This is a genomic window from Duganella sp. CT11-25 (assembly GCF_047302815.1).
In the GTDB taxonomy this organism is placed as follows: Bacteria; Pseudomonadota; Gammaproteobacteria; order Burkholderiales; family Burkholderiaceae_D; genus Rugamonas.
Genome location: NZ_JBKBFD010000001.1, coordinates 5,458,053 through 5,476,429, shown reverse-complemented (window position 1 = coordinate 5,476,429; position 18,377 = coordinate 5,458,053). Strand labels below are relative to the sequence as shown.

The window sequence follows — 18,377 nt, the reverse complement described above, 5'->3', positions numbered from 1 at the left end:
AATAATACGCAGCAGGGGCTGTGTCATCTATAATGGCTGTTTTCGCAAACGCATTTATAAAATATATCAGCCAAATCATGGAATTAGCCAAGTCTTTCGAGCCTGCCGACATTGAACAATTCTGGCGCACCGAGTGGGAGCAGCGCGGTTACTACGCCGCCACCCTCGACGCCGGCAAGCCTTCTTTCAGCATCCAGCTGCCGCCGCCGAACGTGACCGGCACCCTGCACATGGGCCATGCCTTCAACCAGACCATCATGGACGGCCTGACCCGCTACCACCGTATGCTGGGCCACAACACCGCCTGGATCCCGGGCACCGACCACGCCGGCATCGCGACGCAGATCGTCGTCGAGCGCCAGCTGGACGCGCAGAAAATCTCGCGCCACGACCTGGGCCGCGAAAAGTTCGTGGAAAAAGTCTGGGAGTGGAAAGAGAAATCCGGCTCCACCATCACCGGCCAGATGCGCCGCCTGGGCGCCTCGCCGGACTGGCAGCGCGAATACTTCACGATGGACGAGCCGCGCTCGAAGGTCGTCACCGACGTCTTCGTGCGCCTGCACGAGCAGGGCCTGATCTACCGCGGCAAGCGCCTGGTCAACTGGGATCCGGTGCTGGGCACCGCCGTCTCCGACCTGGAAGTGGTGTCCGAGGAAGAAGACGGCTCGATGTGGTACATCAAGTACCCGCTGGCCGATGGCAGCGGCTCGCTGACCGTGGCCACCACCCGTCCCGAGACGATGCTGGGCGACGTCGCCGTGGCCGTCGATCCGACCGACGAGCGCTACCTGCCGCTGGTCGGCAAGATGCTGAAACTGCCGCTGTCGGAGCGCGAGATCCCGATCATCGCCGACGAATACGTCGACAAGGAATTCGGCACCGGCTGCGTCAAGATCACCCCTGCGCACGACATGAACGACTACGCCGTCGGCCAGCGCCACAAGCTGCCGCTGCTGACGATCATGACCCTGGAAGCCAAGATCAACGACGAAGCGCCGGCAGCCTATCGCGGCATGGACCGCTTCGTGGCCCGCAAGCAGATCGTCGCCGACCTGGACGCGCTCGGCCTGCTGGAGCAAGTCAAGCCGCACAAGCTGATGGTGCCGCGCGGCGACCGCACCGGCGTCGTCATCGAACCGATGCTGACCGACCAGTGGTTCGTCGCCATGAGCAAGCCGGCGCCGGAAGGCACCTTCTTCCCGGGCAAATCGATCGCCGAGACCGCGCTGGACAAAGTCGCCAACGGCGAGATCAAGTTCGTGCCGGAAAACTGGAGCACCACCTACAATCAGTGGCTGAACAACATCCAGGACTGGTGCATCTCGCGCCAGCTGTGGTGGGGCCACCAGATCCCGGCATGGTACGACGACGCCGGCAACATCTTCGTCGCCAAGACCGAAGCCGAGGCGCTGGCCAAGCAGCAAGCCGCCGGCAGCAGCGGACCGCTGCGCCGCGACAACGACGTGCTCGACACCTGGTTCTCGTCCGCGCTGGTGCCGTTCTCGACCCTGGGCTGGCCGGAAGAAACGCCTGACATCAAGGCCTTCCTGCCGTCGTCGGTGCTGGTGACCGGCTTCGACATCATCTTCTTCTGGGTCGCGCGCATGGTCATGATGACCGCGCACTTCACGGGCAAGGTGCCGTTCGAGACCGTCTACGTGCACGGCCTGGTACGCGACTCGCAAGGCCAGAAGATGTCCAAGTCCAAGGGCAACACGCTGGACCCGATCGACCTGATCGACGGCATCGGCATCGATGCGCTGGTGGAGAAACGCACCACCGGCCTGATGAACCCGAAAGCGGCCGAGAAGATCGCCAAGGCCACGCGCAAGGAATTCCCGGAAGGGATCGCCGCCTACGGCACCGACGCCGTGCGCTTCACGATGGCCTCGTACGCCTCGCTGGGCCGCAACATCAACTTCGACCTGGGCCGCGCCGAAGGCTATCGCAACTTCTGCAACAAGCTGTGGAACGCCACGCGCTTCGTGCTGATGAACACCGAAGAGAAAGACTGCTCGGCCAGCGTCGCCGACCTGTCGAACGCCGACAAGTGGATCATCTCGCTGCTGCAGAAGGCCGAACTGGACGTGGCCAAGGGCTTCGAAGACTACCGCTTCGATAACATCGCCTCGACCATCTACAAGTTCGTCTGGGACGAATACTGCGACTGGTATCTGGAAGTGGCCAAGGTGCAGGTACAAAGCGGCACCGAAGGCCAGCAGCGCGCCACCCGTCACACGCTGCTGCGCGTGCTGGAAGTGGTGCTGCGCCTGGCGCATCCGGTCATCCCGTTCGTCACCGAAGCGCTGTGGCAAGCCGTCGCGCCGCTGGCCGGCAAGACCGGCGACTCGATCATGATGCAGCCCTACCCGATCGCCAACACCGCCAACATCGACGAGTCGGCCGAGGCATGGATGCAGAAGCTGAAGGCGCTGACCGACGCCACCCGCAACCTGCGCGGCGAAATGCAGCTGGCGCCGTCGCTGCGCGTGCCGCTGATCGTCGAGCCGGGCAATGCGGCCGACAAGGCGGCGATGGAAGGCTTCGCGCCGTACATCCAGTCGCTGGGCAAGCTGGCCGAAGTGCAGATCCTCGACGCGCTGCCGGAATCGCCGGCCGCCGTGTCGATCGTCGGCACGACCAAGCTGATGTTGAAAGTGGAGATCGACGTCAAGGCCGAGCGCGAGCGTCTGGCCAAGGAGATCGCCCGCATCGAAGGCGAGATCAACAAGGCCAACGGCAAGCTCTCGAACGAAAGCTTCGTCGCCCGCGCGCCGGTCGAAGTGGTAGCGCAAGAGAAAGAACGCGTCGCCAACTTCTCGGCCACGCTGGCCAAGATGCGCGAGCAGTTCGCCAAACTGCCAACCGCGTAAAAGCAACTCCGGGGTCAGGTCCAGTTTCACGTCACGGGCTCTGCCGTAGCGGCCGCTACGGCAGAGCCCGTGACGTGAAACTGGACCTGACCCCGGATTTTTTTATGCCAGCAAAGCGGCGTAGCGTTCGATGTCGACGTTGCCGCCGCTGATGATGACGCCGACACGTTTGCCCTGCAGCTGGTCTTTCATCGCGCGCGCGGCGGCCAGGCCCAGGCAACCGGTCGGCTCGACGACGATCTTCATGCGCGCGGCGAAGAAGCGCATTTCGGCGCGCAGCTGTTCATCGCTGACCGTCACGATGTCGTCGACGTCGCGCTGGATGATCGGGAAGGTCAGCTGGCCCAGGTGCTGCGTCTGCGCGCCGTCGGCGATCGTTTTCGGCGTGTCGATGTGGACGATGCTGCCGCTGCGGAAGGATTGCTGGCCGTCGTTGCCCGCTTCCGGTTCCACGCCGTACAGCCGGGTCTTGGGCGACAGCGCCCGCGTCGCCAGCGCCGAGCCGCTCAGCAGGCCGCCGCCGCCCAGGCAGACAAACAAGTAATCCAGCTCGCCCACTTCCTCGAATAATTCCTTGGCCGCCGTGCCCTGCCCCGCGATGACGTCCGCGTGGTCGTAGGGCGGGATCAGCGTCAGGCCATGCTTCTGCGCCAGGTCGCGGCCGATCTGCTCGCGGTCTTCGGTGTAGCGGTCGTAGGTCACCACCGTGGCGCCATAGCCGCGCGTGGCGGCGATCTTGGAGGCCGGCGCATCCAGCGGCATGACGATCGTCGCCGGGATGCCCAGCAACTGCGCCGACAACGCTATCCCCTGCGCGTGATTGCCCGACGAGAAAGCCACCACGCCGGCGCGGCGCTGCCCGGCGTCGAACCTGGCCAGCGCGTTGTAGCTGCCACGGAATTTGAACGCGCCCATGCGCTGCAGGTTTTCGCACTTGAAGAACACTTCGGCCCCCAGTTCCGCATTGGCGGTGCGCGAGGTCAGCACCGGCGTGCGATGCGCTACGCCGGCGATGCGTTCCGAGGCGGCGACCACATCGGCATAGGTGGGGAGGTTCAATTCGCTCATGATTTTTCCTGTGGTGAGTTAGCGCGCGTCGTTGTAGACGGTCGCGCGGGATACGTTCAGATAGGCGGCCACGATGTCCATCGCGCGCCGCACGTCGCTCAGGCCGGCTTCTTTCAGCTCGCGCATCAGCGCCTTGCGTTCATCGGCCTTCAAGGCGCGCGGCGTCGTGCCCAGCCGCGCGGCAAATTGGTCGATGCGCAGGCGGATGGCGTCGGCGCCGGCCGGTTGCATGGTCTCCTGCACCGCCGCCTCGGTGTCGACGCTGCCGAATTGCGCCAGCATCGTGTTCAGGCTGCGGAACACCGTCAGGTCGACGTTCATGCACAGCGCGGCGATATACCGGCCTTCGCTGTCCTTGATGCCGATCGACGTGCTCTTGGCCAGCCGCCCGTCCGGGAAGGTGTTTGGATAGTTGGCGAGGACCTGGTCAAAATCCGGATCGGCGGCGCGCGCCAGTCCCAGCTCGGTGGCCGGCGCGCCGACCGCGCGGCCGGACAGGTTGTTGTGGATCGCCAGGATGGCGTGCTCAGGCTCGCTGAGGTCGTGCAGCACGACTTCGCAAAACGGCGCCAGCGTCTTGCCGAGGCCGTCGGCAACCTGCTTCATCTGTTCCAATAAGTTCTGCTGTTCGGGCGTTTTTTTCATCTACACATATTATCTTATTTTAGATAATTCGTGCAATTCAGCATAAAATAGTACGACCGGTCATTTATTTGCTACACTCGTCAGACAAAAAATAACCTGGAGACAGCACATGAAATTCCTCGCATTCATCATCACGGCGGCGCTATCCATCGCCCCTGCCTTCGCGGACGACAGCTCGCCGGTCGGCCTGTGGAAAAACATCGACGACGTCAGCGGCAAGCCGAAGGCCTTGATCCGCATCACCGAAACCAACGGCGCGCTGCAAGGCAAGATCGAGCAGCTGTTCCGCGAGCCGGCCGAAGAGCAGAATCCGAAATGCGACAAATGCGAGGGCGCCCGCAAGGACCAGCCGGTCCTCGGCATGGTGATCCTGTCCGGACTGAAGAAGGATGGCAGCGACTATGCCGGCGGCGAGATCCTCGACCCCAACAACGGCAAAGTCTACAAAAGCAAGATGCACCTGACCGACAACGGCAAGAAGCTGAGCGTGCGCGGCTACATCGGCGTGCCGATGCTGGGCCGCTCGCAAGTGTGGGTCCGCCAGGAATAAGCCGCCCACGCAGCGTCTGACGTTTAATTTCCACAAGGTTTCCTAGTATCAATGTGATGTGCGCGCCAGCGCACATACCGGCGCAGGCCGGCATGACATCGTGGCCTATTGGCTTGCGCAAACCGCGCAAGCCGCTAGTAGTTCCACCGGTTTCAGCACAAAGGAAACACCATGAATGTCCTGCAGAGATATACCAAGACGCTGTCTTGTTCCATCGGCTTCCTCGCCGCCACCTTGCTGGCAGGATGCGGCGGCGGCGATCAGGGGCGCGCCCCCATCCTCGGCGTGCCGGCGGCAACGCTGGTTTCGCTGGCCGTCACGCCGGTCGCGCCGAGCATCGGCCTGGGCGCCACCCAGCAGTTCACCGCCAACGCCACCTTTAGCGACGGCTCCACGCAAGCGGTAGTCGCCGCCTGGACGTCGGCCACGCCGGCAGTCGCCACGGTCGCCGCGACGACCGGGCTGGCCACCGGCGCCGGCGTCGGCAGCGCCGTCATCAGCGCCGCCTACAGCGGCAAGACCGCCTCGGCAACGCTGACCGTCACGCCCGCCGTACTGATGTCGATCGCCGTCACGCCGCAAGCGCCGACCGTGCAGATTGCCGCCACGCGCCAGCTGGCCGTCATCGGCACCTACTCGGATGCGAGCACCCATGACCTGACCGCCAGCTCGACCTTCGTCTCGGCCACGCCGGCCAGCGCCACCGTCAACGGCGGCGGCCTGGTCACCGGCGCCGCGCTGGGCACGTCGATCATCACGGTCACCAGCAGCGGCAAGAGCGCCACCACCACCGTCACCGTACCTGCCGCCACGCTGACTGGCATCACCGTCACGCCGGCCGCTTCGACCGTCCTGATCGGCGGCCTGCAGCAGTTCGTCGCGACCGCAAGCTATTCCGACAACACCACCGCGTTCGTCACCGGCACCGCTGTCTGGAGCTCGAACAGCCCATCCATCGGCACCGTGGCCACCACCGGCCTAGCGACCGGTGTCGCTGCCGGCACCACCACCATCACCGCCACGGTCGGCGCACAATCGGGCAGCGCTGCGCTGACCGTCAGCGCCGTGGTGCTGCCACCTCCTGTCGTGCTGGCCGTACCGCTCGGTGGCGCCGCCAACTTCGCTGTCCTGGCCGGCACTTCGGTGACCAACAATGCCGGCGGCACCACGCTGATCACCGGCGATGTCGGTTCGCCGTCGCAGACCGTCGATCCAACCCAGGCCGCAGGCTTCACCAACTACAAATCCGGCGCCATCCTGGCCGGCGCGCTGGCCGACCTGCAGACCGCCATCAGCAACGCCAACGGCCGCAGCTGCGACGTCAGCTTTGCCGGCGGCATCGACCTCGGCGGCCAGACCTTCGCACCGGGCGTGTATTGCTACGCCGGCGCGATCAACATCACCGGGACCGTGACACTGAACGGTCCCGGCGTGTACATCTTCCGCACCGCGCTGACGCTCAACTCGACGGCCAACTCGATCGTCGCCCTGGCCAATGGCGCCACCGCGGCCAATGTGAACTGGGTGCCGGTCGGTCCGACCACGCTGGGCGCCAACAGCGTCTTCAAAGGCACCATCCTCGGCCAGTCGGCCGCGATCACGGTGGGCGACAACACCACGCTGCTCAACGGCCGCGTGCTGACTGCCGCAGCGGTCACGCTGCGCAACAACCAGATCGCCAAATAAACGCTCACCTTTCAAGGACATCATCATGACCATCGCCAAGACAGTAGGAACATTGAGCGCGCTCGCGTGCGCCATGCTCGCCATCCAGGTTGCACAAGCCGAGGAAACTTTCATCAATCCGGAGTGGGCCAACAGCGCCTGGTACATCGGCGCGGGCGTCGGCCGCTCGCGCGGCAACATCGACCAGGAGCGCCTGACCAGCAGCCTGAGCGCCAACGGCGCCGTCGTCACCTCGTTCAGCACGGACGAGCGCGACACCGGCTACAAGCTGTTCGTCGGCAAGCAGCTGAACCGCTACCTGGCGCTGGAACTGGGCTACTTCGACCTGGGTAAATTCAGCTTCAACTCGACCACCTCCGGCAACGGCGTGCTCAACGGCGAAGCGGGCTTCCGCGGCGCCAACCTGGACCTGCTGGCGCAGCTGCCGCTCAGCGAGCGGCTGTCGCTGCTGGGCCGGGTCGGCGCGAACTACGCCAAGGCCAGCACCCATTTCAGCGGCAACCGCCTGATGGCGGTGACCGGTCCGAACAATAGCGAGCGCAAGCTCAACGCCAAGGCCGGCCTGGGCCTGGAATACAAACTGAGCGAAGCCCTGGCGCTGCGCGGCGAAGTGGAGCGTTATCGCGTCAACGACGCCGTCGGCAATCGCGGCGACGTCGATCTGCTGTCGGTCAGCCTGGTCTATAAACTGGGGCGTCCTGCGCACAGCGCGCCGGTGTACGTGCCGCCGCCAGCGGCGGAACCGGCGCCGCCGCCTGTTGCAGCGCCGATGCCGTCGCCACCGCCGCCCAAAGCGCCGGAGCCGACATCGGAAAAAATCTCGTTCGCCGCTGAAACGCTGTTTGATTTCGACAAGTCGGCCGTCAAGCCGGACGGCAAGGCCGCGCTCGACGACCTGCTGCTCAAGCTGCAAGGTATGAACACCGAAGTGATGGTGACGGTCGGCCATACCGACTCGGTCGGCTCGAACGAGTACAACCAGAAACTGTCGCTGCGCCGCGCCGAAGCGGTCAAGGCTTACCTAGTGAGCAAAGGCGTGGACGCCGCGCGCGTCTACACCGAGGGCAAGGGCGAGACCCAAGCGCTGGCCGACAACGGCACGGCCGAAGGCCGCGCCAGGAACCGCCGCGTGACCGTCGAAGTGGTCGGCACCCGCACCGTCACGAAATAAGCGGCTACTGCTGTATGCCTTTACCGGTGGCGGTCCAGTAGATGCCGCCCATCAGGTGGCCCAGGTATTGCGGGTCGCGGTACATCTCGCCGTTGTGTCCCAGCGAGGTGACGAACACGCGGCCCTTCTCGTACACGTGATACCAGGCCACCGGGTGATCCTTGCCCATCCCCTTGGACACCTGCCCCGGCCAGATCTTGGTCGGATCGTAGGTGCTTTCGTCGACATTCAGCACCGGATGGATGCTGATGTTGTACGGATTGTCGAACACATACCACTCGTCGCTCCACACCCAGCGCGCCGGCAAGCCATACGTCGCCGGGAACTTCCTGTCGACCACCTCGGTCACGCCGGTCTGCAGCATCGGATGGTTGCCGACGCGGCGCCCGATCAATTTCTCAAACCACGGCCAGGTATTCGGCGGAATGATCAACGCGCGGTGCACCAGCATGGCGTTGCCGCCGTTCTTCATGTAGTCCTCGAATTTCTTGCGGCGCGGTTCGCTCAGCTCCTCGCCGGGCGTGTTCAGGAACATCACGGCGGCGTATTGGCTCAGGTCGCCGTCGAAGACTTCCGGCTTGTTGGTGTACACCAGCTCGAAGGCATGCAGCTTGGCCAGCGTCTCCAGGCTGTCACGCGCGATCGGGATGTACTCGTAGTGGTATTTCCCGGGCATCGCCAGCACCAGCAGCTTGTACTGGTTATCCGCGTGGCAGTTGACGCCCATGGCCAGCCAGGCCAGCACGATCAGCATGATTTTTTTCATCGTCTCCTCCTTTGAAAGTTAGCGCTAACATTTCAACATAGTCTAACCCAAGGTGATACGATTTGGCTAAATGAAAATAATTCTCAACGTGATCGGTTGCCTGGCGGTGGTGCTGGGCGTACTGGGCATCTTCCTGCCGCTGCTGCCCACCACGCCCTTCCTGCTGTTGGCGTCCGCCTGCTTTGCGCGCGGTTCGACGCGGATGCACAACTGGCTGCAAACCAACCGCGTCTTCGGCAAATACCTGCGCGACTACGAGAACGGCAAAGGCATCCCGTTGCGCGGCAAGATCTGGATCCTGATCTTCATGTGGAGCTCGATGGGCTATTCGATGTGGCGCCTGCACGACAGGCTGGCGCTGCAGCTCATGGTGGCGGCGATCGGCACGGGCGTGACCATCTACCTGACCCGCTTCGTGCCGACCATGCGCATCGAAAAGTAATTACGTGCCCTGCCTGGTCGGCATGACGACGACCTGTTGCAGATTCACGTGCTTCGGCTGTGTCGCCAGGAAGCCCACCACTTCCGCGATATCCTGAGGCTGCAGGAACGCCATGCTCTGCCCAGCGCCGGCCAGCCAATCCTTGGCGCCCTGGAAGGTCCAGTGGCCTTGCAGTTCGGTCTCCGTGATGCCCGGTTCGATCATCGACACGCGGATGTTCTTCGGGCCCAGTTCCACGCGCAGGTGGCGGGTCAGGTGGCTGACGTAAGCCTTGGTGGCGCTGTAGACGGCAAAGTAGGGATAGATGTTCTGGCCGGCGATCGACGAGGTGTTGATCAGGTCGACGGTGGCGCCGGCTTCGGCCGACTTGGCCAGTTGCGGCACGAAGGCCGAGATCACGCGCATCACGCCGGTCACGTTGAGGTCGATCTGGTGCTCCCATTCGCCGACATTGCGTTCCTCGATGGCGCCCGGCAGCATCACGCCGGCGTTGTTGAAGACCAGATTGGCCGGGCCGTAGGCGCTTTCCACCGCGGCCGCGGCGGCGTCCACCGACGCCTGGTCGGTGACGTCGACCGCCAGCGCCATCGCTTCGCCGCCGGCTTCACGGATCTCGGCCACCAGTTGTTCCAGCACGTTCCGGCGGCGCGCCAGCACGGCGACCTTGGCGCCGCGCGCGGCCAGCAGTTTTGCGGTGGAAAGACCGATGCCGCTGGAGGCGCCGGTGATGACGGCGACGCGGCCGGACATCGTGTTCGTATTGCTCATGGTAGTTCTCCTGTAGGAGAGCGCCGGAAGCGCCGGCGACAGGTGAACTATAGGAGAATGAGCACAACCAAAGTAGTCTGAATTACACGTTACAGCGACAACTTTAAGTTTATATTGAATGCTGGCGCAACTCGTCGGCCGACAGGTAGAACTGCGTGCTGCCGAGCAGCCGCTCCACCGCGAAATCGATGAAGCGCCGTACCCTGCCCGGCATGTCGGTGCGCTGCGGGAAGTACAGGTACAAGCCCATGCGTTCGCTGAGTTGATCGACCAGCAGCGGTTTCAGCCGGCCATCGCGAATGGCGGCGGCGGCGTTGATGCTGTCGATCTGGCCGATGCCCATGCCGGCCAGCACCGCATGCATTTCGGTGTCCGGATCATTGCTGAGCAAGACAGCCTGCACGTGATGGAACACGGTGTCGCCATCGACCTCGAACTCCCAGGCCATCGGCCGGCCGCTGCCGGGCTGGCGGTAGGCCGTGCAACGATGCGCCTGCAAATCCCGCAGCGTGCGCGGCACGCCGTGGCGCGCCAGATATTCCGGCGTCGCGCAAACGATCTGCTGTACCGGAAACAGGCGGCGGCTGACGATCTGCGCATCCGGTGCGTTGCCGCCGCGGAAGCCGACATCGATGCGGTCGCCGACCAGGTCGCTGAAGCCGTCTTCCTGGATCAGGTCGATCTGGATCAGCGGATAGGTCAACTGGAACTCCGCCAGCAGCGGCGCCAGCATCTTGCGTCCCATCGAGCCGGAAGCGGCGATGCGCACCAGGCCCTCGTCCTCGCGCGCGGCGTTGCGGGCGCGGGCCAAGGCGCCGACCACGCCGTCCATGCTGGGCTTGATCGATTCCAGCAAGCGTTGGCCTTCCTCGGTCAGCGAGCTGTTGCGCGTGGTGCGGTGGAACAGGCGCACGCCCAGGTGCTGCTCGAACTGGCGGATGGTCTTGCTGACGGCCTGCGGCGTGGTGCCCTGCGCCTCGGCGACCTTGTTGAAGCTGCCCAGTTCGGCGGCCCGGATGAAGGTCGAGATGGCGCGCAGTTCATCCACGGCTGGCGGCCTCGCGCTGGATCTTGCTGATGTGGCGGTCCAGGCTGTTGGCGAAGGCCTGGCGGTCGGACTGGCTGAAGGCGGCCGGGCCGCCGGTATCGACGCCGCTGCCGCGCAGTTCGTCCATGAAGGCGCGCATGGTCAGCATCTGCGCGATGTTGTCGTTGGTGTAGAACTCGCCGCGCGGGTTGAGCGCGTAGCCGCCCTTCTTCAGCACGTCCGACGCCAGCGGGATGTCGCCGGTGACGACCAGGTCGCCCGGCGCCAGCAGGCGCACGATTTCCTGGTCGGCCACGTCGGCGCCGGACGGCACTTGCACCGAACGGACGAAGCGCGACGGCGGCACGCGCAGCAATTGATTGGCCACCAGCGTCACCTGCATCTGCGTGCGGTCGGCCACGCGGTAGAGGATTTCCTTGATGACGGCGGGACAGGCGTCGGCGTCGACCCAGATCTGCATTACAGGTCCGCCCACAGTTCGCCGTTGGGGCTGACGCGCGGCGCCGCAACGCCGAAGTGTTTGTACGCGGCCGGCGTGGCGACGCGGCCGCGCGGCGTGCGCTGCAGGAATCCCTGCTGGATCAGATAGGGTTCCAGCACGTCCTCGATGGTATCGGCCGCCTCGCCGATGGCCGCCGCCAGGTTGCCGATGCCGACCGGGCCGCCGCCGAATTTGAACAGCACCGCTTCGAGCAGCTTGCGGTCCATCACGTCGAAGCCGACGGTGTCGACGTCGAGCATCACCAGCGCGGCGTCCGCCACCGACTTGGTGATGTCGCCGTTGCCTTTGACCTCGGCGTAGTCGCGCACGCGGCGCAACAGGCGGTTGGCGATACGCGGCGTGCCGCGCGCGCGGCGGGCGATTTCCACCGCGCCGTCCGGGGCGATGTTGGCCTTCAGCAGCGCGGCGCTGCGGGTGACGATCTTGGTCAGTTCCTCGGTGTTGTAGAACTCCAGCCGGGCGACGATGCCGAAGCGGTCGCGCAGCGGGTTGGTCAGCATGCCGGCGCGGGTGGTCGCGCCGACCAGCGTGAACGGCTGCAGGTCCAGCTTGACCGAGCGCGCCGCCGGGCCTTCGCCGATCATGATGTCGATCTGGTAGTCTTCCAGCGCCGGGTACAGGATTTCCTCGACCACCGGCGACAGGCGGTGGATCTCGTCGATGAACAGGACGTCGTTGGCTTCCAGGTTGGTCAGGATGGCGGCCAGGTCGCCCGGGCGTTCCAGCACCGGGCCGGAGGTCTGGCGCAGGTTGACGCCCATCTCGCGCGCGATGATGTTGGCCAGCGTGGTCTTGCCCAGGCCGGGCGGTCCGAACAGCAGCGTGTGGTCGAGCGCCTCCTTGCGGTTGCGGGCCGCGGCGATGAAGATTTCCAGCTGGTCGCGGATCTTGGACTGCCCGACATATTCATCAAGATGCTTGGGGCGCAAAGCGCGCTCGATCGCCTCTTCATTCGGCGACGAGGGCGCCGCGTCGATGATGCGCTGTTCGGTGAAGCTGTCGGTCTGGATGCTCATGTTGTATCAATTAACCCTTGGAGAGCGCTTTCAGCGCTTGCTTGATGCCGTCCGAGACGCCGCTGCCGGCGGGAACGGTCTTCAGCGCCAGCAGGGCTTCCTTGTCGGAGTAGCCCAGCGCCAGCAGCGCATTCAGGATATCAGATTGCGAGTCCGGCACGGCATGCGCGCCGCCGGCGCCGATGTCCGCGCCCAGCTTGCCCTTCAGTTCCAGCAGCAGGCGCTCGGCGGTCTTCTTGCCGATGCCCGGCACCTTGATCAGGCGGCCGGATTCCTGCAGCGTCACCGCCTGCGCCAGGTCGGAGATCGACATGCCCGACAGGATGGACAACGCCGTGCGCGCGCCGACGCCGGTGATCTTGATCAACTGGCGGAACACGGCGCGCTCCTCGGCGTTGCCGAAGCCGAACAGCAGGTGCGCGTCCTCGCGGATCGCCTGGTGCGTGAACAGCACCACTTTCTCGCCCACGTGCGGCAGGTTGTAGAAGGTGCTCATCGGCACATCGACTTCGTAGCCGACGCCGCCGCAATCCACCAGCAGTTGCGGTGGATTTTTTTCAAGCAAAATACCGGAGAGACGACCGATCATCGTGTTGTAGCCTTAACTTAAATTTAACTGCGGAAAAAGTTTAACCGACCAGGCGGCCGCGTTTCATGCGCAGGCCGGCCAGCGGGCCGGCGGCGGCCGTCGTCGTACCCTTGCCGGCGCCCGCGATCAAGGTCAGCGTTTCACGGCTGTGGGCGTGGCAGATGGCGACGCCCAGCGCGTCGGCCGCGTCGGTGCCCGGCAGGCCCGGCAGCGACAACAGCCGCGCCACCATGTCCTGCACCTGGGCCTTGACCGCGCGCCCGGTGCCGACCACCGCCTGCTTGACCTGCGTGGGCGAATACTCGGCCACGCTCAACTCGGCCGACACCAGCGCGCAGATCGCCGCGCCACGGGCCTGGCCCAGCAGCAGGGTTGATTGGGGATTGACGTTGACGAACACCTGTTCGATGGCCGCGCATTCGGGCTGGTAGATGCGCGCCACCTCGGCCACGCCGTCCAGGATCACCTTGAGCCGCGCCGGCAGGCTGCCCTCGCCGCTCTTGATGGTGCCCGAGGCGATATAGCGCAGCTTGGCGCCCTGCTTGTGGATCACGCCAAAGCCGGTCGTGCGCAAGCCGGGGTCGATGCCTAGGATTATCATTAATGGATTGTATGCAGTAAAGAAAAAGCCCGCAAGCTTGCGGGCTTCCTAAATGAGGTTGCCGGACGGCGGCCGCGGCGAGGCGCGGCGCCGAAGACAGTGCGCATGCACGGCAAGGCCCCGCAACGAAGCTGCGGCCGTCGTCCGGCGACCGATTAGTGGCGGAAGTGGCGGGTGCCGGTGTAGAGCATCACCACGCCGCGCTCGTCGGCGGCGTCGATCACTTCCTGGTCGCGCATCGAGCCGCCCGGATGGATCACGCAGGTCGCGCCGGCGTCGACCACCACGTCCAGGCCGTCGCGGAACGGGAAGAAGGCATCCGACGCCACCACCGAACCGGTCAGCGACAGGCCGGCGTTCTGCGCCTTGATCGAGGCGATGCGGGCCGAGTCGATACGGCTCATCTGGCCTGCGCCCACGCCCAGCGTCATGTTATTGCCGCAGAAGACGATGGCGTTGGACTTGACGTACTTGGCCACGCGCCAGGCGAACATCAGGTCTTGCAGCTGCTGCGGCGTAGGCTGCAGCTTCGACACCACTTTCAGGTCGCCGATCAGCACGTTCTTGGCATCGGCCGACTGCACCAGCAAACCGCCGCCGACGCGCTTGAAGTCCATGGCGTTGACGCCGTTGCCCAGCGGGATTTCCAGCAGGCGCACGTTCTGCTTGGCCGACAGTATCTGTTTCGCTTCGGCCGAGAACGACGGCGCGATCAGCACTTCGACGAACAGCTTGGCCAGTTCGGTCGCGGCCACGCCGTCGATTTCCACGTTGAAGGCGATGATGCCGCCGAAGGCCGAGGTCGGATCGGTCTGCAGCGCGCGCTTGTAGGCGTCGGCCGCGTTGGCGCCCAGCGCCACGCCGCACGGATTGGCGTGCTTGACGATGACGCAGGCCGCGCTCTGGTCGAAGCCGCCCATGCTCTTCACGCATTCCCATGCGGCATCGGCATCGGCGATGTTGTTGAACGACAGTTCCTTGCCCTGCAGCTGGCGGTAGTTGGCCAGCGCGCCTTCGGTCCTGGCGACGTCGCGGTAGAACGCGGCCGACTGGTGCGGGTTTTCGCCGTAGCGCATGTCCTGCACTTTTTCAAACGCCACGTTCAGGGTTTTCGGATAGGCGTTGCGGCTGGCGTGGGCGCGGCTGGCGTCCAGGCTGGTCAGGTAGTTGGCGATGGCGCCGTCGTACTGCGCGGTGTGCGCGTAGACCTTGGCGGCCAGCGTGAAGCGGGTGTCGTAGCTGACATAGCCGGGAGCGTTGTCGGTGGTCTTCATTTCCGCCAGCACCACGCCGTAGTCCGACGGGTCGCAGATGACGACCACGTCCTTGTGGTTCTTGGCGGCGGAGCGCAGCATGGCCGGGCCGCCGATGTCGATGTTCTCGATCGCGTCGTCCAGCGTGCAGCTGTCCTTGGCGACGGTGGCCTGGAACGGGTACAGGTTGACCACGACCATGTCGATGGTCGGGATGTTGTGCTCTTCCAGCTTGGCCACGTGCTCGGGGAAATCGCGGCGGGCCAGGATGCCGCCGTGGACTTTCGGATGCAGCGTCTTGACGCGGCCATCCAGCATCTCCGGGAAACCGGTGTAGTCGGCAACTTCGGTCACGGCCACGCCGTTATCGGCCAGCAGTTTGGCGGTGCCGCCGGTCGACAGGATGTTGACGCCCATGGCGGACAGCGCGCGGGCGAAGTCCAGCACACCGGTTTTGTCGGATACGGAGATGAGAGCTTGTTTGATCATGGCTATGAGAGGCTAGGTGGTTGAATATTCGGTACTTCGGGGCCGGCCAGCAGCGGCCGTCCCCAGCCACTCATGCCGGATTGACGGGTGCGCTTACAGCAGGCCGTGCTCTTGCAGCTTTTTGCGCAAGGTATTGCGGTTGATGCCCAACATCTGCGCGGCATGCGACTGATTGCCGTCGGCGCGCGTCATGACCACTTCCAGTATCGGTTTTTCAACGGTCAGCACAACCATGTCGTAGATGTTCGATGCCTGCTGCTCGCCCAGGTCGTTGAAGTAATCTTCAAGGCTCTTCTGGACTACTTCCTGGATACTTTCTTTGCTCATTTTTTTGTCGTTCGGCTAATTAATCTGTTGACGCTGGCAAATCGCCCCGGCTCGTGACCTGGGGCGCCTACCCTTCTGATATGACTTTTTTAGTACTTTCTAGGCTGCCTGTGCAGCCAGCATTTCTTCAGCGAGGCGGTATTGTAACCGCTCGCCAAAACTCCACTGGGATTCGAAGAACTGGTCGACCGCCAACAGTTGCTCTTCAGTCGATTCCAACAGGTTCATCTTCTGGCGGAATGCCTCGCCGCCTTCGAGGTCGCGCACATACCAGCCGATGTGCTTGCGGGCCGTGCGCACGCCCAGGAACTCGCCATAGAAAGCGTAGTGGGCGCGCAGGTGTTCATCCATCAAGCCGCGTACTTCGTCTACATACGGCGCCGGCAGATGGGTGCCGGTGCGCAGGTAATGGTCGATCTCGCGGAAGATCCATGGACGGCCTTGCGCGGCGCGGCCGACCATGACGGCGTCGGCGCCGGTGTAGTCCAGCACAAATTTGGCTTTTTCCGGCGACGTGATGTCGCCGTTGGCCACCACCGGAATGCCGACCGAGCGCTTGACCGCCGCGATGGTGTCGTACTCGGCCTCGCCGGTGTAGCCGTCGGCGCGGGTGCGGCCATGCAGGGTCAGCATGGCGATGCCGGCGTCCTCGGCGATGCGCGCGATCGTCAGCGCGTTTTTATGGGAGCGATTCCATCCGGTGCGGAACTTAAGGGTCACGGGCACGTCGACGGCCCCCACCACGGCATCGAGGATTTGCTTGACCAGCACCTCGTCCTGCAGCAGCGCCGAGCCGCACCAGGCGTTGCACACTTTCTTGACCGGGCAGCCCATGTTGATGTCGATGATCTGCGCGCCGCGCTCGACGTTGAACCGGGCGCAATCGGCCAGGTCCCGCGGATCGGCGCCGGCGATCTGCACCGCCTTCGGCTCCATCTCGCCGGTGTGGTCGGTGCGGCGCGAACTCTTTTCCGTCGCCCACAGGCGCGGATTGGAGGCCGCCATCTCGGACACCGCGTAGCCCGCGCCCAGCTCTTTGCAGAGCTGGCGGAATGGCCGATCCGTCACGCCGGCCATGGGGGCGACGAAAACGTTGTTGCGCAGTAAATGAGGGCCGATTTGCACTGGCGATACCTGAATGGGGAGAAGGAACCTTCTATTTTAACCGAAGGGCTGCTCAAATAATAAGCACTATTTTTTATGAATACGGCAAATGTGCAGCCTTGCCGTTATGAGCGAGTGTTTCCGTGCAAAAACTTTAAGCACGTTCGTTAGATGATGTCGTCCATCGCCGCCAGGCTCAGGTGATCGACTTCGCCCCAGCTGTCCAGCGCCAGTTTGCCGTTGCCATAGGTAAAACGATTAATGCTGGCATTCTTGACCTGGAAGTCGCGCGGACTGTCGAGCGACATGCCGACCGCTTCCCGATAGGCGCACTCCAGCACGCCGCCGTGGGCGACGATGGCGATGGTCTGGCCCGGATGGCGTTCGGCCCAGCGCGCGATGGCGGCCACCGAACGCTGGTAGAACTGGCGGAAACTCTCCGCCACCCGCTCGCCGGGCGGCATCACGGCGTCGATATCGCGCGCCTGCCACAAGGCGTAGTCGGCCGGGTATTGCTGCTCGATCTCGGCATACAGCATGCCTTCGAACACGCCGTAGCAACGCTCGCGCAGCTGGGCGTCGGTCTGCAAGCGGGCGCCGTCGCCATGGCCGGCCACCGCCTGCGCGGTCTGCATGGCGCGCCGCAGGTCGCTGGAAACGAAGGCGTCCACCGGTTCCGCCGCCAAGGCTTGCGCCAGTGCGGCGGCCTGGCGTTCGCCCTCTTCATTCAGCGGGATGTCGATGTGGCCCTGCAAGCGGCGCACGGCGTTCCAGGCCGTCTCGCCGTGGCGGATCAGCAAAATAGTGGTGTTCTTCATGCAATCTTGTTTGGTTGTCGGCGGCCCAGGGCCGGATTCAGGGTATAGGTGCCGATCAGTTGGGCTTCATCGACGATATGGCCGTGGATGGCGTTGAGCACGTCGGCGCAGGTGAAGCGCCCTTGCAGCGCCAGGCGCGGCACATCCAGCGCATACAGGCGGAAAACATAGTGGTGCACGCGCTCGTCGTTCCACGGCGGACAGGGGCCATCATACCCGTAATACTCGCCGGCCATCGCCGGGTCGCCGGAAAACCAGCCGTGGTAATCGTTGATGCCCTGGCGCAGCGGCACGCCGTCCAGCGTCGCCTCAGGGCCGGGTTTGCCGTGCGCGGTCACGGCGGCGGACAGCGCGCCCTCGGCGATGGCGTGCATCGCCGGCGGGATGTCGATCAGGCTCCAGTGGAAGAAGTCGCCGCGCGGCAGGCCCTGCGGCAGCGAGCAGCCGATCCGGTTGGCCCGGCTGGCGTCGACGGGGGCGTCGCCGTCCATGCACAGCAGGACCAGCGATTCGGTCCCGGCCGGCACCTCGCGCCAGGACAGCTGTGGATTGCGGTTGCCCGCCAGCCGGATGCCGAGGCCGGCGTCCGGCTCGGCAAAGGCGCACTTGGCGGGGATGACGCCGCCGTCGCGAAAACTGTCGCTCGAAAGTTTCATCGTCT

Annotated in this window: 19 protein-coding genes; 5 read left to right on the top strand and 14 right to left on the bottom strand. The window is 64.5% G+C overall.

Translation table 11 applies throughout. The annotated features are described in order from the left end of the window. The first annotated feature begins 77 nt into the window (after positions 1–77). Positions 78–2,873 (top strand): valine--tRNA ligase, encoded by a 2,796-nt coding sequence (locus ACEN9F_RS23630; RefSeq protein ID WP_413423885.1) that lies wholly within the window; start codon positions 78–80, stop codon positions 2,871–2,873. 102 nt (positions 2,874–2,975) lie between these two features. On the opposite strand, the gene ACEN9F_RS23625 is transcribed toward ACEN9F_RS23630, so the two are convergent. After that, positions 2,976–3,941, bottom strand: coding sequence for a threo-3-hydroxy-L-aspartate ammonia-lyase (locus tag ACEN9F_RS23625; protein ID WP_413423883.1), 966 nt, complete (start codon positions 3,939–3,941; stop codon positions 2,976–2,978). Between the two features lie 18 nt (positions 3,942–3,959). After that, positions 3,960–4,586, bottom strand: coding sequence for a transcriptional regulator (locus tag ACEN9F_RS23620; protein ID WP_413423881.1), 627 nt, complete (start codon positions 4,584–4,586; stop codon positions 3,960–3,962). Positions 4,587–4,695: 109 nt separating this feature from the next. On the opposite strand from ACEN9F_RS23620, the gene ACEN9F_RS23615 reads away from it, so the two are divergent. From ACEN9F_RS23615 to ACEN9F_RS23605, 3 genes are all read left to right on the top strand, one after another. Beyond that, positions 4,696–5,136 (top strand): DUF2147 domain-containing protein, encoded by a 441-nt coding sequence (locus ACEN9F_RS23615; RefSeq protein ID WP_413423879.1) that lies wholly within the window; start codon positions 4,696–4,698, stop codon positions 5,134–5,136. A gap of 171 nt (positions 5,137–5,307) precedes the next feature. After that, entirely contained in the window at positions 5,308–6,822 is a 1,515-nt protein-coding gene (locus ACEN9F_RS23610) for an ice-binding family protein (RefSeq protein ID WP_413423877.1), read from the top strand. 25 nt (positions 6,823–6,847) lie between these two features. Further along, positions 6,848–7,993 carry an OmpA family protein gene (locus ACEN9F_RS23605; protein ID WP_413423875.1) on the top strand — a complete coding sequence of 382 codons (1,146 nt, stop codon included), beginning with the start codon at positions 6,848–6,850 and terminating at the stop codon, positions 7,991–7,993. Between the two features lie 4 nt (positions 7,994–7,997). On the opposite strand, the gene ACEN9F_RS23600 is transcribed toward ACEN9F_RS23605, so the two are convergent. Next, positions 7,998–8,759 carry a ThuA domain-containing protein gene (locus ACEN9F_RS23600; RefSeq protein WP_413423874.1) on the bottom strand — a complete coding sequence of 254 codons (762 nt, stop codon included), beginning with the start codon at positions 8,757–8,759 and terminating at the stop codon, positions 7,998–8,000. Positions 8,760–8,829: 70 nt separating this feature from the next. Between ACEN9F_RS23600 and ACEN9F_RS23595 the strand changes: the two genes are divergently transcribed. Beyond that, on the top strand, positions 8,830–9,201 hold the full coding sequence (locus tag ACEN9F_RS23595; protein ID WP_413423872.1) for a YbaN family protein: 372 nt from the start codon (positions 8,830–8,832) through the stop codon (positions 9,199–9,201). On the opposite strand, the gene ACEN9F_RS23590 is transcribed toward ACEN9F_RS23595, so the two are convergent. From ACEN9F_RS23590 to ACEN9F_RS23540, 11 genes are all read right to left on the bottom strand, one after another. Further along, on the bottom strand, positions 9,202–9,969 hold the full coding sequence (locus ACEN9F_RS23590) for an SDR family oxidoreductase (protein WP_413423870.1): 768 nt from the start codon (positions 9,967–9,969) through the stop codon (positions 9,202–9,204). It lies immediately after the preceding gene. A 109-nt stretch (positions 9,970–10,078) separates the two neighbouring features. Next, entirely contained in the window at positions 10,079–11,017 is a 939-nt protein-coding gene (locus tag ACEN9F_RS23585) for a LysR family transcriptional regulator (protein ID WP_413423868.1), read from the bottom strand. Continuing rightward, positions 11,010–11,477, bottom strand: a complete 468-nt coding sequence (locus ACEN9F_RS23580) for a YaiI/YqxD family protein (RefSeq protein ID WP_413423866.1) — start codon at positions 11,475–11,477, stop codon at positions 11,010–11,012. The genes ACEN9F_RS23585 and ACEN9F_RS23580 overlap by 8 nt, the downstream gene beginning before the upstream one ends. Then, complete coding sequence (ruvB, locus tag ACEN9F_RS23575) at positions 11,477–12,535, bottom strand: Holliday junction branch migration DNA helicase RuvB (protein WP_413423864.1); 1,059 nt, start codon at positions 12,533–12,535, stop codon at positions 11,477–11,479. The genes ACEN9F_RS23580 and ruvB overlap by 1 nt, the downstream gene beginning before the upstream one ends. Positions 12,536–12,545: 10 nt before the next feature. Continuing rightward, entirely contained in the window at positions 12,546–13,124 is a 579-nt protein-coding gene (gene ruvA / locus ACEN9F_RS23570; protein WP_413423861.1) for a Holliday junction branch migration protein RuvA, read from the bottom strand. Positions 13,125–13,164: 40 nt separating this feature from the next. Beyond that, positions 13,165–13,725 (bottom strand): crossover junction endodeoxyribonuclease RuvC, encoded by a 561-nt coding sequence (gene ruvC, locus ACEN9F_RS23565; RefSeq protein ID WP_413423859.1) that lies wholly within the window; start codon positions 13,723–13,725, stop codon positions 13,165–13,167. Positions 13,726–13,880: 155 nt separating this feature from the next. Beyond that, complete coding sequence (purH, locus tag ACEN9F_RS23560; protein WP_413423857.1) at positions 13,881–15,467, bottom strand: bifunctional phosphoribosylaminoimidazolecarboxamide formyltransferase/IMP cyclohydrolase; 1,587 nt, start codon at positions 15,465–15,467, stop codon at positions 13,881–13,883. Between the two features lie 93 nt (positions 15,468–15,560). Beyond that, positions 15,561–15,794, bottom strand: a complete 234-nt coding sequence (locus ACEN9F_RS23555) for a helix-turn-helix domain-containing protein (protein ID WP_008445162.1) — start codon at positions 15,792–15,794, stop codon at positions 15,561–15,563. A gap of 99 nt (positions 15,795–15,893) precedes the next feature. Then, positions 15,894–16,919, bottom strand: a complete 1,026-nt coding sequence (dusB, locus tag ACEN9F_RS23550) for a tRNA dihydrouridine synthase DusB (RefSeq protein WP_413423853.1) — start codon at positions 16,917–16,919, stop codon at positions 15,894–15,896. A 146-nt stretch (positions 16,920–17,065) separates the two neighbouring features. Beyond that, positions 17,066–17,716 carry a histidine phosphatase family protein gene (locus tag ACEN9F_RS23545; RefSeq protein ID WP_413423851.1) on the bottom strand — a complete coding sequence of 217 codons (651 nt, stop codon included), beginning with the start codon at positions 17,714–17,716 and terminating at the stop codon, positions 17,066–17,068. Then, positions 17,713–18,372 carry a YbhB/YbcL family Raf kinase inhibitor-like protein gene (locus ACEN9F_RS23540; protein ID WP_413423849.1) on the bottom strand — a complete coding sequence of 220 codons (660 nt, stop codon included), beginning with the start codon at positions 18,370–18,372 and terminating at the stop codon, positions 17,713–17,715. The genes ACEN9F_RS23545 and ACEN9F_RS23540 overlap by 4 nt, the downstream gene beginning before the upstream one ends. Between the last annotated feature and the right edge of the window lie 5 nt (positions 18,373–18,377).

Bases quoted from the DNA above. Each gene is read 5' to 3' on its own strand.
- ACEN9F_RS23595 (WP_413423872.1), top strand. From the start codon at position 8,830: ATGAAAATAATTCTCAACGTGATCGGTTGCCTGGCGGTGGTGCTGGGC.
- purH (WP_413423857.1), bottom strand. From the start codon at position 15,467: ATGATCAAACAAGCTCTCATCTCCGTATCCGACAAAACCGGTGTGCTG.
- ruvB (WP_413423864.1), bottom strand. From the start codon at position 12,535: ATGAGCATCCAGACCGACAGCTTCACCGAACAGCGCATCATCGACGCG.
- ACEN9F_RS23580 (WP_413423866.1), bottom strand. From the start codon at position 11,477: ATGCAGATCTGGGTCGACGCCGACGCCTGTCCCGCCGTCATCAAGGAA.
- ACEN9F_RS23615 (WP_413423879.1), top strand. From the start codon at position 4,696: ATGAAATTCCTCGCATTCATCATCACGGCGGCGCTATCCATCGCCCCT.
- ACEN9F_RS23610 (WP_413423877.1), top strand. From the start codon at position 5,308: ATGAATGTCCTGCAGAGATATACCAAGACGCTGTCTTGTTCCATCGGC.
- ACEN9F_RS23620 (WP_413423881.1), bottom strand. From the start codon at position 4,586: ATGAAAAAAACGCCCGAACAGCAGAACTTATTGGAACAGATGAAGCAG.
- ruvC (WP_413423859.1), bottom strand. From the start codon at position 13,725: ATGATAATCCTAGGCATCGACCCCGGCTTGCGCACGACCGGCTTTGGC.
- ACEN9F_RS23600 (WP_413423874.1), bottom strand. From the start codon at position 8,759: ATGAAAAAAATCATGCTGATCGTGCTGGCCTGGCTGGCCATGGGCGTC.
- ACEN9F_RS23625 (WP_413423883.1), bottom strand. From the start codon at position 3,941: ATGAGCGAATTGAACCTCCCCACCTATGCCGATGTGGTCGCCGCCTCG.
- ACEN9F_RS23590 (WP_413423870.1), bottom strand. From the start codon at position 9,969: ATGAGCAATACGAACACGATGTCCGGCCGCGTCGCCGTCATCACCGGC.
- ACEN9F_RS23555 (WP_008445162.1), bottom strand. From the start codon at position 15,794: ATGAGCAAAGAAAGTATCCAGGAAGTAGTCCAGAAGAGCCTTGAAGAT.
- ACEN9F_RS23605 (WP_413423875.1), top strand. From the start codon at position 6,848: ATGACCATCGCCAAGACAGTAGGAACATTGAGCGCGCTCGCGTGCGCC.
- ACEN9F_RS23630 (WP_413423885.1), top strand. From the start codon at position 78: ATGGAATTAGCCAAGTCTTTCGAGCCTGCCGACATTGAACAATTCTGG.
- ACEN9F_RS23545 (WP_413423851.1), bottom strand. From the start codon at position 17,716: ATGAAGAACACCACTATTTTGCTGATCCGCCACGGCGAGACGGCCTGG.
- ACEN9F_RS23540 (WP_413423849.1), bottom strand. From the start codon at position 18,372: ATGAAACTTTCGAGCGACAGTTTTCGCGACGGCGGCGTCATCCCCGCC.
- ruvA (WP_413423861.1), bottom strand. From the start codon at position 13,124: ATGATCGGTCGTCTCTCCGGTATTTTGCTTGAAAAAAATCCACCGCAA.